This window comes from Sulfurovum sp., from assembly GCA_026990595.1.
Lineage (GTDB): Bacteria > Campylobacterota > Campylobacteria > Campylobacterales > Sulfurovaceae > Sulfurovum.
Window position 1 is genome coordinate 77658 of record JALXCZ010000048.1, and the last position, 15569, is coordinate 93226.

General features: G+C 36.9%; 14 protein-coding genes. 9 read left to right on the forward strand and 5 right to left on the reverse strand.

The features are described 5' to 3' along the window. Positions 1-7 precede the first annotated feature (7 nt). The 4 genes from MVE01_RS09505 to aspS form a co-directional block, all read right to left on the reverse strand. A complete protein-coding gene (locus tag MVE01_RS09505) occupies positions 8-1207 on the reverse strand; it encodes an OmpP1/FadL family transporter (RefSeq protein ID WP_472561949.1) in 1200 nt (399 codons plus the stop codon). A 172-nt stretch (positions 1208-1379) separates the two neighbouring features. Beyond that, a complete protein-coding gene (locus MVE01_RS09510; protein WP_472561950.1) occupies positions 1380-2183 on the reverse strand; it encodes a hypothetical protein in 804 nt (267 codons plus the stop codon). Positions 2184-2625: 442 nt separating this feature from the next. Next, positions 2626-3216 carry an adenylate kinase gene (locus MVE01_RS09515; RefSeq protein WP_472561951.1) on the reverse strand — a complete coding sequence of 197 codons (591 nt, stop codon included), beginning with the start codon at positions 3214-3216 and terminating at the stop codon, positions 2626-2628. A gap of 97 nt (positions 3217-3313) precedes the next feature. Continuing rightward, positions 3314-5065 carry an aspartate--tRNA ligase gene (aspS, locus tag MVE01_RS09520; RefSeq protein WP_472561952.1) on the reverse strand — a complete coding sequence of 584 codons (1752 nt, stop codon included), beginning with the start codon at positions 5063-5065 and terminating at the stop codon, positions 3314-3316. A gap of 164 nt (positions 5066-5229) precedes the next feature. Between aspS and MVE01_RS09525 the strand changes: the two genes are divergently transcribed. Together MVE01_RS09525 and MVE01_RS09530 are read left to right on the forward strand one after the other, a co-directional pair. Beyond that, positions 5230-6108: an NAD(+)/NADH kinase gene (locus tag MVE01_RS09525; protein ID WP_472561953.1), complete on the forward strand. Its 879-nt coding sequence runs from the start codon at positions 5230-5232 to the stop codon at positions 6106-6108. After that, entirely contained in the window at positions 6102-7643 is a 1542-nt protein-coding gene (locus MVE01_RS09530) for a DNA repair protein RecN (RefSeq protein ID WP_472561954.1), read from the forward strand. The genes MVE01_RS09525 and MVE01_RS09530 overlap by 7 nt, the downstream gene beginning before the upstream one ends. Here MVE01_RS09530 and MVE01_RS09535 read toward each other — a convergent pair. Next, a complete protein-coding gene (locus MVE01_RS09535; RefSeq protein WP_472561955.1) occupies positions 7640-8248 on the reverse strand; it encodes an Hpt domain-containing protein in 609 nt (202 codons plus the stop codon). The genes MVE01_RS09530 and MVE01_RS09535 overlap by 4 nt on opposite strands. Before the next feature lie 123 nt (positions 8249-8371). Between MVE01_RS09535 and MVE01_RS09540 the strand changes: the two genes are divergently transcribed. The 7 genes from MVE01_RS09540 to MVE01_RS09570 all read left to right on the forward strand — a co-directional run bounded on the left by MVE01_RS09540 (position 8372) and on the right by MVE01_RS09570 (position 15567). Next, the gene (locus MVE01_RS09540) at positions 8372-9142 is read left to right on the forward strand and encodes a TatD family hydrolase (protein WP_472561956.1); all 771 of its coding nucleotides are present in this window, start codon (positions 8372-8374) and stop codon (positions 9140-9142) included. Between the two features lies 1 nt (position 9143). Further along, on the forward strand, positions 9144-10256 hold the full coding sequence (locus MVE01_RS09545) for a lytic transglycosylase domain-containing protein (RefSeq protein ID WP_472561957.1): 1113 nt from the start codon (positions 9144-9146) through the stop codon (positions 10254-10256). Between the two features lie 149 nt (positions 10257-10405). Further along, a complete protein-coding gene (locus MVE01_RS09550; RefSeq protein WP_472561958.1) occupies positions 10406-13126 on the forward strand; it encodes a response regulator in 2721 nt (906 codons plus the stop codon). Between the two features lie 63 nt (positions 13127-13189). Then, the gene (locus MVE01_RS09555) at positions 13190-13981 is read left to right on the forward strand and encodes a septal ring lytic transglycosylase RlpA family protein (RefSeq protein WP_472561959.1); all 792 of its coding nucleotides are present in this window, start codon (positions 13190-13192) and stop codon (positions 13979-13981) included. A gap of 16 nt (positions 13982-13997) precedes the next feature. Further along, on the forward strand, positions 13998-14570 hold the full coding sequence (hisB, locus tag MVE01_RS09560; RefSeq protein WP_472561960.1) for an imidazoleglycerol-phosphate dehydratase HisB: 573 nt from the start codon (positions 13998-14000) through the stop codon (positions 14568-14570). Beyond that, positions 14567-15064: a KdsC family phosphatase gene (locus MVE01_RS09565; protein WP_472561961.1), complete on the forward strand. Its 498-nt coding sequence runs from the start codon at positions 14567-14569 to the stop codon at positions 15062-15064. Before hisB ends, MVE01_RS09565 begins: the two co-directional genes overlap by 4 nt. Further along, positions 15055-15567, forward strand: coding sequence for a hypothetical protein (locus tag MVE01_RS09570; protein ID WP_472561962.1), 513 nt, complete (start codon positions 15055-15057; stop codon positions 15565-15567). Before MVE01_RS09565 ends, MVE01_RS09570 begins: the two co-directional genes overlap by 10 nt. The last annotated feature ends 2 nt before the right edge of the window (positions 15568-15569 follow it).

Below are 15569 nucleotides of genomic sequence, written 5' to 3' on the forward strand. Positions count from 1 at the left end.
ATAATAATTAAAACTTATAAGTTAGCTGGAATGAAACACTGTTTTCTTTATGTTCAGTACTGATGGACGAACTAGGCATACCTAAAGCACTTATATCATATGTTTTGTTTGATGCGGGTGAATAAACGTATGCTAGATCCAAAGAGAATTTGTCGGTAAATCCATATGTGCCACCTACTGTATAGTGTTGTTCTGATGTTGCAGGAAAGCCTAAAAGATTAAAGAGGTTCAGTCGAGGATCACGACCTTCCACTACAGCACTTTTGGCATAGTTATACCCGGCTCTAAGTGCCCAGTTGTCCTGTGAAAACTCGTAACCTAGTGAATATACATTTTGGTCTTCCCAACCGAAATCACCATACCCTTTGGCAGAAGACCATTTGACTTTTTTATAATCAAATGCCAGTGTATGTTGTTTCATAGTATAGGCAATACCTACACCTATTTCTGCAGGCTGTTCAAGATGATCACTGAGTGCCAGACCAAAGGGACCTGTAGCTGTTGTGATCTGGTGCTTGTATTCCATGTCGATCTCAGATTTATAGACAGCACCTACGGTAAGTCCATTTACACCAAGAGATGAAAAGTCATAAGTTGCACCCAGTCTGTATCCAAAACCAAAATCCTGTGCCAAACCGGCACCTATTTTTTGAATACCACCCGGAGTTGGCATACCATAATCTATGTCAAGATTACCATACTGAAGAATCGGGGTTACAGCGAGGCTTAATCCATTTGCTTTATAGGCAATAGGAATACCAAACTGTAGAAGCTGCAGATTGGTTACCATATTGAAATTTGCACCGGCAGGTGCATTGCTGTAGTCGGTACCCATACCGGCTGTTCCCCAAATACCTACACCGATGAACCAGTTGTCATCCAGTTTATGTGCAATGGAAACTTCGGGAGTAAAACTTGTATCTGCATCACTGCTATATGAAGGTGCTCCAGCAAAATTTGTTGAAATATCAGGCATAAATAAAATACCCCCAAATGAAATTTCTGTATCTTCAATACCTGTGATCAAGGCAGGATTGACTAAAGTTGATTCGGCACCATGGCTAATAGCAATACCGGTTCCCCCCATACCTCTGGCTTTTGTACCTACAGCAATAAGACTGTCTCCATTTGTTGCATGCAGAAGTGTCGAAGTCATAAGTGACAAAGCAATACCTGTTCCGAGTAAATGTAATTTACTTTTTTTCATCATTTTCCTTGAAGTATTTATTTGTGTGTAAGCAGTATAGTTGAATTATCTTTTAATGTCAAGTAAATCTATAGATATTGTAGAATTATAGAATTGACTTATAATTATTATAGAATGAGACTATTGAACAAACAAATCATTTATTATTTTGTTAGAAGAGATATTAGAATAGTTAATAAACTCTTTTTTTCTTTTTTTCTTTTTCTTTTAGACGATATCTTTTTGAAAGCTTAATATTAATGCCATGTGGAATAAAATCAATTTCATGTTTCATTTGCTTTACTACAGCATTTTTTCTAGGATCTATGCCATAAAATCGGTAGAAATCATCTAAAAAATCCTTTAGAGCTTCGGGTAATTCTGTAGGAAGTTTTCCATAAAGTTTATATCCTAAGAGGGCAGCATCTTTCTTATACTTTATCTTTGGTTTAAAGAATGAGAGAAAAGTGTTTTTAAATATAGGATAATAGAAATCAATAGGAATATATGAAGCGCCATTTTTTTCCATGATCATAATACGTTGTGTAGGAGGTAAGGTAACGTATTTAGGATTTACATGTTCAGGAAGATCTACTAAACTTAGAACAGCTCTTAATTCTTGTTTATATTTCAATGCTTCTTTTTCCATTTCCATCAAAACTTTTTTTTGTATATTTGAGGCAGATAATCCTTTACATCCAGCTCTCATACCCATATAAGAGATAAGTCCTGTAGAGCTTTTTTCATAATATACACCTACGAAAAAAGAAACAGGTTTTATTGATCTGTCAGGCATGGTTTGTTTTGAAATACTAATAAGAATATGTTCATTTTGTTCTGGATTCTCAAAGCTATTTTTTGCCATATTTTTCATTTCTTTCCATGTCATATGGTCTTCAGGATCAGGGAAACATGGTACTAATATGTCAAAATATACTTCTTTAAGAAGTTTATAATTATATGTTTCATGTATATTTTCTATGATAAGTTCTTCCATTTATTTCCTTTATTATATTTTATATATAAATTATTATAATAATAGTTTATTACCAAAATGTTAATTTTAATCGAAAGATACTCTAATATCTCTTTGATTTTACTAATGCTATTAAAAAAGGAATATAAATTTTAAAATACTTTATTGTATTCCACAATTTACACCAAAAACTAGAAAGTTTGATGCACTTTTTGAAACACTTAAAGTTTTTAGAACCTGATAATTTAAGAGAAGAAGGATATCTTCATTATAGAGTAACGGAATAGATACAAAATTCTTTTGCAGAAGGAAAAATATGCCTATTATTCTTAATGAAGTATTGACAGGTGTTGGATATTTTGAGAGACATTATCAAAGAAAAAAGATTGTTGATTTTTTTGAGAAAGAGTGTTTACATAAAGATGGAAGTAGAGATAAGGTAATTCTTATCTCAAATAATATATTAAATTTTAGAAAGAATGAATTTCTCCATATCTTCTACTACTTCTTCCAGTGTTCTCTCTCCATCGATCACTGTCAAAAGACCTTTGTCTGTATAAAATTTTTGGATTTCAGCCAACGGATCAGTATATATTTTCATTCTGTCGTTAAATACTTCTTCTGAATCATCACTTCTCTCTTCACCGGGAGCAGCTTCTGCTCGACGACCTAAAATTCTTTCACGGGCTACTTGTTCTGAGACTCGTACTTCGATCACGGATGCCAAAGTAATATTTTCTTCTTTACTTACAAGTTCATCAAAGGCAGTCATCTGTTCAGTACTTCTTGGGTAGCCATCAATAAGCACATTGTCTACGGGTGCATTGTTAATAGCAGATACAATCGTGTTTACAATGATTTTAAGCGGTACCAAAGCCCCTTTGGAGATGTAAGATTCTATCTCCTGACCCAGTTTACTTCCCTTTGCTACCTCTTCACGTAACATGTCTCCTGTAGAATAGTGCACAATATTGTCATGTTTTTCAGCAATGATGCTGGCATCTGTTGTTTTCCCTGAGCCTGGTGCTCCGATGATTAAAAATAGTTTTTTCATGTTTTGGTTCCTTATCTAATGTAGGGTGTTGTGCCCTCACAACACCAATAAATTTGTATCTCCATAAAATGTGTTGTCATGGGACAACACCCTACGGTTAGGTAGCAGGTTGTTGACGTATTCTGAGGCTCAACTCTTTGAGTTGTTCAGCATCTACCGGACTTGGTGCCTGTGTAAGCAGACATTGGGCTCTTTGTGTTTTAGGGAAGGCGATTACTTCTCTAATAGAGCTTGCACCTGTCATAAGCATAATAAGTCTGTCTAATCCCAATGCAAATCCACCGTGTGGTGGTGCACCATATTTGAGTGCATCAAGTAAGAAGCCAAACTTCTCCTGTGCTTCCTCTTCGGAAATACCAAGAAGTTTAAAGATCTCTGCCTGCATATCTTCTTTATGGATACGGATAGAGCCTCCACCAAGTTCTGTACCGTTAAGTACAATGTCATAGGCAATAGATTCTATCTCTTCAATATCATTGAAGTCAAGTGATTTAGGTTGAGTGAATGGATGGTGAAGTGCTTTGACATGACCATCTTCCACTTCAAACATAGGGAAATCCATAACCCATAGGAATTCAAAGACATTTTCAGGGATAATATCCATTGTCTCTGCAAGGTAGATACGAAAGCGTCCCATGTAGTCCCATACCAGTTTTTTCTCACCGGCACCGAAAAATACTGCATCACCTACTTCAAGTTCACATCTGTCTATAATAGCTTGAAGATCCTCTTCAGTAAAGAATTTGGCAAGTGGTCCTTTAAGACCATCTTCTTTCATTTGGAAGTAACCAAGTCCTGAGGCACCAAATTTACGTACATACTCTTCAAATCCTTTCATTTGACGTTTTGAGAATATTTCGTCACCTTTTGGTACCTTAAGTGCCTTGATACGGTTCTTTTTAGGTGTTGATGCAATGCTTGAAAAAATTTCGTTATCACATCTTTCAAAAATGTCTATGACATCTACCATTTCAAGACCATAACGCATATCAGGTTTGTCTGAACCGTATTTTTCCATAGCTTCAGAGTAAGGCATACGTTTAAATGTCGCAGGGATGTTGAATCCACAGGCTGTAAATACATCACTAATAAGTTTTTCTGCTACTTTGATAACATCTTCCTGATCACAGAAAGACATTTCAACATCTATTTGTGTAAATTCAGGCTGTCTGTCTGCTCTGAGGTCTTCATCGCGGAAACATTTTGCTATCTGGAAGTAACGGTCAAAACCACTTACCATAAGCAACTGTTTGAAAAGCTGTGGCGACTGAGGAAGTGCATAAAATTCTCCACCATGTACACGGCTAGGCACAAGGTAGTCTCTCGCCCCTTCAGGTGTTGATTTTGTAAGAATAGGTGTTTCTACTTCAAGGAAGTCCAGTTCATCCAGTGAGTTGCGTGCCGCGATTGTTGCTTTGGAACGAAGCTTAAAAATATCGTAAGATTTTTGCGTTCTTAGTTCCAGATAACGGTGTTTAAGTTTGATCTCTTCATTTACTTTGTCATCATTTAAGTCAAATGGCATTGGTTTAGAACGGTTTTCAATAGTCAGTTTGTCTACAACCATTTCCACTTTACCTGTTTTGAGTTTAGGATTTTCAAGTCCTTCGCCTCTGGCTCTCATCTTACCGGTAGCTACAAGTACAAACTGGTCACGTACTTCTTCTGCAAGTTTGTGTGCCTGGGCATTGTCTGCCGGATCACAGACAAGTTGGATGACTTCATCTTTGTCTCTAAGATCAATGAAGATAAGTCCACCATGGTCTCTACGGCTTGCAACCCAACCTGCTACAGTGACTTCCTGTCCGATATGTGTTTCGTTTACTTCTGCACAATAATGTGTTCTCATATACGTAATCCTCTATTTAATATGGTCGCGATTATAGCTAAAACTACTTTAGGGTTGAATTTATTAACGGCAGTGTAAATATATGACAATATGACATATTTTTAGACCACAAAGCAAGATTATGCTACCCTAACACTATTATTTCTTAAACAGATAGGAAAACAATGCGTCATCAGAAATTAGAACAGATCAAAACAGCCGGGTTCATACTTAAGCCGGATGCGCCGGAGATAAAACCGCTTTATATGAAAATAAAAGCACAGTTTGAAGCTAGAGAAATAGCTGTAGTACTGGCAGAGCGTTCTGCCAATATGATAGATGAAAAAGGCATATCGTTTGAAACAATGTGCAAAGAAGTTGATTTTCTTGTTTCTCTCGGTGGTGACGGTACATTACTTTCTTTAGTGCGTCGTAGTTATATGTATCGCAAACCGGTTGTGGGTATCAATGCTGGAAACCTTGGTTTCTTGGCAGATATTACTGTTGATGAAGTAGATATCTTTTTGGAGCAGCTGCTTAGCGAAGAGTATCGGATCGATGATCGTATGATGATAGAGGGATATTTGAAAAAAAGTTCCGGTGAGAAAAAAGAGTTTTTTGCACTTAATGATGTGGTAATCACCAGTCCTCAGCCTTCAAAAATGGTAAAGGTCAATGCGTCTATTGACGGGGAACGGTTTAACAGCTATAGAGGTGATGGACTTATTATCTCTACACCGACAGGATCTACCGCCTATAATTTGGCAGCGGGAGGACCGGTGGTTTATCCTTTGACCAAAGCATTCATCATGACACCTATTTCAGCACACTCTCTTACCAATCAGCGTCCGTTGGTCGTCCCTGCAGATTTTGACATTGAACTCGATACGGAAAAGTATGAAGCCATCGCAATGGTAGATGGACAGGAGAGATATGAGATAGAAGAAGGTGATATTCTCTATATTGGAGGTGCGAGAAGAAATGCCAAACTTTTACATAGAAAAGAGAGAAACTATTTCTCAATACTCCGAGAAAAACTGCATTGGGGTGATAGACAGTGGTAGAACGGCTTTTTTTTCGTGATCTTGTTACCTTTAAAGAGGTAGAAATAGAGTTTGATAAGGGACTTGTTGTTTTTACCGGTCCAAGCGGAGCAGGTAAATCTGTGCTTATGTCAACCATCCTTTCAAGTTTCGGATATACTGCACAGGGTGCAGCTGCATTGTGTGAAGTTACTTTGAAAAAACCTGTAAAACTGCAGAGTGATGTGTATGAACTGGAAGATGAACTTACCATTAAAACACTCAAAAAAGAGAAACTGCGTTATTTTATTGAGGGACAGAATATCTCTAAAAAAGCTCTAGAAACACTATTTTCTCCCTATGTCCAATATCTTTCCGTACGTGATAAAGGTGGCTTTGAATCTGAAACTCTGTTGGAAATGATAGATAAATCTCTATCGGCTAAAGACAAAACATTCAAGAAATCACTCAAAGAGTATAAAAAACGTTATAAGAACTACAAACTCAAAACAGAGCAGTTGGCAAAGATCAAGGAGGATGAAGCAAAACTGGCTGAACGTATAGAATTTGCCAAGTATGAGATCGAAAAGATCAAAAAGATCAACCCTCAGGAAGGGGAAGAGGAAGAATTGCTAAAGATCAAACAGCATCTTTCACGTATGGAAAAAATAAAAGATGCTTTGAGTCATGCAAGTGAAATATTTAATTATGAGACCTCCATAGAAGAGGTTTATCGGCTTTTAGATAAAGAAAACTTGCTCTTTTCTGAGATGATGAACCAGTTACGTGCGGATTTTGAAGATACCCAAACACTTGCGGATGAACTTGCAGAAGTAAATGTGGAAGAGGTGCTTGACAGATTGAGTGACTTGACTTCGTTGAAACATCGCTACGGTTCCATAAAAGAGGCTTTGGCATATAAAGCACAAAAGAGCCAGGAACTTGCAGGATATGAGCATATTGAACAAGATAAAAGTATGTTGGAGTCTTTTTTGCAAATAGAGTTCACGGAGCTGAATATCATTGCTGCAAGACTCTCTGTGGTGCGTCAAAAAGAAGCAAAAGAACTTGAAAAGATTTTAAAGGGATATCTTGAGACATTGAAATTGCCGGAACTCAGCTTCTGTTTTGAGTCTGAAGCACTTTCTCAAAGCGGTATGGACAGTGTCGATGTTATGCTTGGAAATTCAAGAACAACAACACTCAGCGGTGGAGAGTTCAATCGTCTGCGTTTGGCATTAATGGCAGCGTCCATTTCCAAAGATGAGACCATGCAGGGTATTCTTATACTTGATGAAATAGATGCCAATGTAAGTGGAGATGAATCCATTGCGATTGCTGAAATGATCTCAAAGCTCTCTTTGGTCTATCAGATATTTGCTATTTCCCATCAGCCACATCTTTCTGCAAAAGCACAGCAGCATATTGTAGTTACCAAGGAGCGTGAAACAAGCTGTGTCACAGTGTTGGATCAGGAGGGAAGAGTACAGGAGATCGCACGTATCATAGCAGGAGAGAATCCTACCTCTGCGGCATTGGCATTTGCTAAAAAGCTAAGAGATTTCCCAAAGGCTTAAACAGCATACTGCTTTTCCAGCATTTTGAGCTGATATTGCAGATACATAAAGTATCTTTGGGCAACAGTGATCTCCGTACCTGTTTTAAGATAAGTATTGTAATCAACCAAAAGATCCGAAATACCGCCTGTTCCTATATTGGTTGCTGAACCTTTGATACTGTGTGTCAAACGCTCCATGTTGTGAAAATCAAGATCATACATTGCTTCTTTTATCAGAGGAATTTGTGTTTTTATTTGTGTAATGAGCTCCTGAATGAATGTTTTTGCCTCTTCCTGGGAGAGCCCCATGTCTATAAGACGTGAATGATCGAATCTTGGATAGTCTGCTCTAGGCAGTTTGATCATTTCTCTTTGTGTTTCAGGGGGAGTTGTGGAAAGTTCTGCTTTTTCTCTGACCTGTATTGTATCTGTTATATCTTGAGGATATTTGGCTACCTTACTTTTCTCTTCAGGAGAAGGAGCTTCTATCGATATCGACTCTTCATCTTTGGGATAGTGTTCTTCTTTTTGTTTCTGATGCAGATGGGTTCTTTTATTGGTTCTATATATAAATATACCAAGTATGATCAAAAAGATGGAAATAATGAACCAGAAAAATGACATTAGATATCTCCATAAAAATAAAATTTAAAAGATAAACTATAACTTATTTAAAATTAGAATAAGATGCATCTATGATGAAAAATAAGAATTTTGCTATAATTCTATTAAAAAAATAGGCTGAAAATGATAATAGATACACATTGTCATCTAGATGATGCACGTTACAATGATGATCTGGATAATGTTTTGGAAAATGCCAGACAAAAAGGGGTAAAAAAATTTATCATCCCTGGGGCTGACCCCAAAAGTTTGGAAAGAGCAGTGATGATATCTGAACAGTATGCGTATGTCTACTTTGCCGTGGGAGTACATCCATATGATGCTGAAAATTATGACAGAAACTTCCTTGAAAAATATATTTCTCATCCAAAGTGTGTGGCAGTAGGTGAGTGTGGGCTTGATTATTACAGACTGCCTGAAGATGAAGAAAAAATCGAGCGTGAAAAAAAATTACAAAAAGAAGTTTTTATTGACCAGATACTTCTGGCAAAGAGATACAAAAAACCTTTGATCGTGCATATCAGAGAGTCCAGCAGTGACTGTTTGGAACTGCTGGAAACGTATACCGGAGATAAAGGCGGTGTATTACACTGTTATAATGCAGATGAGTCTTTGTTGAAGCTTGCCAAGTATAATTTCTATTATGGCATAGGGGGTGTGCTTACTTTCAAAAATGCAAGAAAGCTTATTAATGTTTATCCCAAAATTCCGTTAGAGAAGCTGCTGATCGAAACGGATGCTCCCTATCTGACACCGCATCCGCATCGTGGTGAACGGAATGAACCTTCATATACAACATTGGTAGCAGAAAAAATGGCTGAACTCTCTTCTCTGCCTCAAGAAGAGATATCCAAGATCACTACAGAAAATGCACAGAGGCTTTTTGGTATTTGAAATGGGAAAGTTTGTAAGTTTTTTTGTAACGGTGTTATTTCTCTCTTTTTGTTTTACAAGTCATGCCTTTGCGCTCTCTCTTGCACAAAAGTACCCCAGCTATAAATATGTTTTTCATGAATTTAATGTAGATGAGTCCTATCTTTATGATGCAGAGTTCATCTACTTTGTCTCAAAGTATGAAGAGAAATTGAAGAAGTTCTATAAACGTTCCCTGAAACGAGGCAAACAGATACTTCCTACCATACAGGGACAGCTTGCAAATGACGGGGTGAGTGATCTTTTTATTTATCTCTCCATGGTTGAATCTGGTTTTTCTCCTACTGCTGTCTCTCCCAAAAAGGCCGTTGGTCTATGGCAATTCATGCCTGCAACAGCTAAGCATTATCATCTTACTGTCTGTAAGAGTTATGATGAACGTTGTGATACAGCAAGTTCAACTTCCGCAGCAATAGCCTATCTCAATAAACTGCATAAACAGTTTGGGAAATGGTATCTTGCTGCTATAGCATACAATTGTGGAGAAGGATGCGTACAAAAGGCCATTAAAAAGGCAAGTTCAGATGATTTAAGTATTTTGACTGATGAGAGATCAAAATATCTTCCCTATGAAACGCGAGAATATATTAAGAAGATCCTGCTTCTTGCTATGATAGGGGAGAATGCTACTTTACAGATCGGTAATGAGAAGAGTGATATTTTAGAAAATGCTTTCATAGAGGTAGAGGTTGCAGGTGGAACAGTTTTAGAAAAACTAGCGAAGCTTTTAAAAATGAAAAGCGAAATACTCTTAAAACTTAACAAAAAAATGAAAAACGGTATTGTTCCCAAGGAGAAAGAACGCTATAGGATCACGATCCCTATAGAAAAAGTATATGCTTTCTATCTGCGCTATGAACTTCCTGAAAAGAGGTGTTCCATCAAACCTCATATGCTTTCTCATTATGTAAGTCTGGGGGAAACACTTGAGAGTATTGCAAAAAAATACCATACAGATGCAGAAGAGATCAAAAATGTGAATCATCTGAAAAATGATTATTTGATCTTGGATCAGTTTTTAGTGATCCCCGTTCCCAAAAAAGTTTTTGAAAATACAATATTGCGTCATAAATAGTTGAACCCTCTGAATAACTTAGAAATGTTGTGAGCGCCTAGGTTATTCAGAGGGTTCAAATATATTTATGATAGAATAAGTTTTATAACTGTAATTATAGTTACGGGGGACTTTTTTCTACTTTTTATTAATAATTGGGGATTTATTTTATGTTTAAAAAAATGATGCAACTTTTGATTATCGTATTACCGATCACAATATTATTCACAGCAAGCAGCTATATTGGATATCATGCCTGGCAAAAATATCATACTGCTGTCGATTTGAAAGCACAGCTTAATAATGCAAAACTCTTGCAGTCATTTGAACACTCTTTACTCAATGAGATCGTATGTGTTGCGACGATGAGCGAACATAAAGATATTATGGCTAAGGTATGCAGCAAGACAAAGAAAACAACAGACGAATTTATGCAGCAGATCATGTATCAGACAAATGACAAATCTTTATATAGACTGGAAAAAGTACTTTATAACATTAGAAACTCTATTAAAGACAGTGGTGTAACTGCTGTTGAAAAGTTAGTCAATGGTGATCTTGACAAGCAGATGAAGAAATTTCTTCAATTCTATACTTCAAAGCTTAAAACCTACAGTAATGACATAGGTGAGAAAGAATCCATCCGCTTATATGGAGAGATATCGGATATATCTTATGCCACTGAATCAGAAAAGGCTCTTGTAGCATATTATCTCTCTTTAAAAAAACCTATACCGGCTAAAAATCTTATTTATTGGGGTAATGTAGTTTCTGCATCGGAGATTCCGGAGATGAATAAGGATCATATTTTTTCTCTTTATGCTAAACTGGAAAAAATTTGGCAGGATCAGAAACTTCAAAGTACTTTGCGCAGTATTGAAGATATACGTATGGATATTATGTCTCATGCTTCAAGTGGAAATTATAAATCGGATGTAGCACAGTGGGTCGACCTCGTAAACAAGAAACAAAAAGTACTTAATAGTGTAGAAGTTTTACTACTCAATGATATTTTTAACGGTGTGGATAAACGTATACAAAAGGAGTTCTGGGTATCTCTATTGAGTCTGGTATCATTCCTGCTTAGTATCCTTGCTTTCTTCATTTTGATACGCTATTATCGTAATACAAATGCGCAAAAGGGACTGCTTGATGACCTTGCATCCAAAGTACGCGATATTTCAGAGAACAATCAGACTGCAGTGGGAAAAGAGAGTATTGAAGATCCTAAATTGGCTTATGATTATGTTCTTTCCAATTATCGGGAACTGTATGACAAAGAGAAAAAAGCAAGTGAAGAAAATAAGGTAAAAAACAACTTCATTGCCAATACCTTCTATGAGATACGCACACCGCTTAACGGTATCTTGGGATATATAAAATTATTAAAAGAGACATCTTTGAATATTGAACAGAGTGATTTTGTCTCTATTATAGAAAATAATTCAGAAAATCTCAATAAACTTGTTTCTAAAGTAACTACGCAGCATACGATCATTGATAAGAAATTGGAGATCCAGAACAGTACCTTTAATCTAATTAAAAAAATGGAATCTATCGTAGAGACTTTTGCGATAAAAGCTGATCGGAAAGATATTGTTTTAGGTGCATTTATTGATCCGGCATTGCCTGAAAAGGTCATAGGTGATGCCACACGGCTGTCACAAGTACTTACCAATCTAATCAATAATGCACTGGAATCAGCAAGTGCTTACGGTACAGTAGATCTCTTTGTTGAAAAAATGCATACGGACAGTGACAGTACAACTATAAAATTTTTAGTGAAAGATTCCGGTATTGGATTTGATCCAGAAGAGCTAGCGAGTATCTTTGCGGCATTTAATGAACCAAATTCCAGAAAAATTATACCAGGTATTGATATACAAAATCTTGGTATTAGTGACAGGATCATTAAGCGTATGGGAGGAAAACTTGAAATAGAGAGTAAAAAAGGAGAAGGGACGATCTTTTTCTTTACTCTTACTTTGGAAAAAAGTAACAAAACAGTACAAGAGAATATCTATCCTGACTTCAAAGATTTGAGAGTCGGTTTGGCTCTTCCTTCCCGTGAGGTAGATCGTCAGATAGATAAAAATCTCGAATTCTATGTTACCTATCTTGGAGGAGTATTTAAAATCTATTATCAAGATGAACTGTTCGAATCTGAAGAAGAGATAGAATTACCGGATGTTATGCTTGTATATCACAATTATGCACGGCTTGAAGGTGAGTTGGAAGCATTTTCAAACTTAGGATGTAAAATCGCACTTATTACAACCGGTACATTACGATCACGTATAGACAGCGATAAATATTATTTTTCAAATATCGTTTATAGTCCGATCACAATGAGTAAAATAGTAAGAATACTTGCCAAAAGCAAGCTTGAACAGACACGTATAGCACAGGAAGCACATCAAAACGGTAAAGAATTTGAAAATATTCATGCTTTGGTCGTAGAAGATAATATCATCAGTCAAAAACTCATAAAAAATGATCTGGAAAAATTCGGTTTGAAAGTGACAGTTGCTTCCAATGGACAGGAAGCATTTGAAATGCGTCGGGAAAATGATTTTGATATTATATTCATGGATATTGATATGCCAGTAATGGATGGCATAGAGACAACGAGAAAAATATTATACTATGAAGGGATAAATCAGTTCAAGCATGTACCTATTATTGCATTGGCCGTGAATGCAGTGGATGATGAACAGAAAAAATATAAAAAAATAGGCATGGATGATACGATCACAAAACCTTTTGATCTTGGTAAGGTAAAAAGAGTAATACAAAAATACTGTATTGATCTTGCAAAAGAGAGAGAAGCCTCAGAAGAGAATGACCTGATTGCCAAAGTTCTATCGGAAAATTTCTTAAAAGAAGAGTAGAATCTCTTCAGTTTTATTGATATACAAAAGCAGATATAAAGTCAAATAAAGAGATAATGTTTCATGAAAAAACTGACTATGTTCCTATCTTCTATCATCCTATTTATGTTCATTTTTTCTCTTACAGGCTGCTCTCAAAAAAGAATGATATATAAAAAACCTGGAGCAACAAAATATACAAGTGCTGCACGTCAAAGAGCCACAATGCGATCTTATAAAGTTTTAGGTAAAAGATATAATCCTACATACGTCGAGGTAGGGCAGGTGATGTATGGTATATCAAGTTGGTATGGACCCAATTTTCATGGAAAATATACCAGTAACGGTGAGGTCTATAATATGCATGCAAGAACAGCGGCACATAAAACATGGCCCATGGATACCATGGTTAAAGTAAAGAATCTTCAGAACGGAAAAAGTACGATCGTACGCATCAATGACAGAGGACCTTTTGTAAGAGGACGGATCATTGACTGTAGTTATGCAGCAGGCAAGGAGCTTGGACTAGATAGAATGGGGATCGCCAGAGTCGAGGTACAGGTAGTAGGCTTTGCCGGAAAAGTACACTCTGCAGCCATGATCGCAAAAGCGAAAAACAGACATACCCAGACACGTATAAGATTAAGCAACTTTGGAGTACAGGTCGGTGCATTCAGACGCTATGAGGGAGCTCGGATATACAAAAGAAAATATGCGAATTTCGATCATAGATATAAGCCTATCATCAAGAAATTCTCTGCTGTAGATGGAGCGCCTCTGTACCGTGTATGGCTCATGGGATTCGGATCAGAGCAGGAAGCAAGGGATTTTAAAGCACAACATGCAATGCCGGGTGCATTTATCGTAAGAAAATAATCAATAAGGAAGAGAGATGATTGAAGTCAAAAGAGAGACAAAAGAGACACAGATCTCTGTAAAATTAGATCTTTACGGAAAAGGTATAGCCAAGATAAATACAGGTGTAGGTTTTTTTGATCATATGCTTGAAGCTTTTACAAAACATGCGCATATGGATATGGAAGTAAATTGTACAGGAGATACACATATTGATGACCATCATACGGTGGAAGATGTAGGTATTGTTATCGGTCAGGCATTGAACAAAGCGATCTACCCTGTTCAGAGTATAGAGCGTTTCGGTAATGCTACGGTGGTTATGGATGAAGCAAGTATTACTTGTGATATTGACCTCTCCGGTCGCGGCTTTTTAGTCTATGAACTTCCTATTGGAGGAAAAGTAGGGGAGTTTGATGTAGAGTTGGTAGAGGAGTTCTTTAGAGCTTTTGCTTTTAATCTTCCTCTTACGCTTCACCTGATTTATAATCGCGGCAGGAATAAACACCATATTATAGAAGCTGCATTTAAGGCGCTTGCAGTTGCTTTGCGTAGAGCAGTTACTGTCAATGAGAATGCGGGTATTCCCAGTACGAAAGGTGTACTATGAGTATAGAACTGATCGTACTTGATGTGGATGGGACGATGACCGACAGCCGTATTACCTACAGTGAGAATGGAGATGAGATCAAATCTTTCAATGTAAAGGACGGATTGGCTATTGCCAGTTGGAGAAAACTTGGCAGGCAGGTAGCCATCATTACAGGACGTTCCTCAAATATCGTGGCACGTCGTGCCAAAGAGTTACGCATCGAACATTTTTACCAGGGAATTGAAAACAAAAAAGAGGTGCTTGAGGTATTACTTGAGAAGCTGGATCTTACTATGGAAAATGTTGCAGCAATCGGTGATGATCTTAATGACCTGCAGATGCTAAAATCAGCCAAGATCTCTTTTGTGCCAAGAGATGCAAGTGCCTATGTTGACAAAATGGCAACTGTTATCCTTTCTAAAAAAGGAGGGAACGGTGCTGTGCGTGAGATGATAGAGTATCTTATAAAAAAAGAGGGACTTGAAGAGAAGTATCTGGAATTATGGGCTTAAAATTAGAGATCATTCTTATTTTTGCGATCCTGTCTATCCTCATGGGGTCATATATGGTCAAGTTTACAGATCATACTTCTACGAGGAAATACCCGACCAAAGAGCTTGAATTTACACAAACGACATTTATAGAAACAGATACAAATAAAACATTAGGAAGAGCTTTTAGTACCTATGGCATTCGGGATGCCGGAGTTCTGACCTTGTATGATCTGAAATATCATACAGATACTATAAACCTGCTTCGGGCAAAAAAAGGTATCTATAAAGATAACAAAGTATATTTGGATCATAACATTACACTAAATCAGAAAGAAGGTTTTGATTACTGTGCAGAACATGCGGTCTATGACAAAAAAACCCAAATTTTGAACATTACATCTACTTTCACTGCGATAATGAATAAGAATATCATACATGGAAATACTCTGCGTTATGATACAAAGAAAAAAGAGGCTTTTGCCAAAGATATAGATGCTGTCGTTTATACGGTTGAAAAATGATA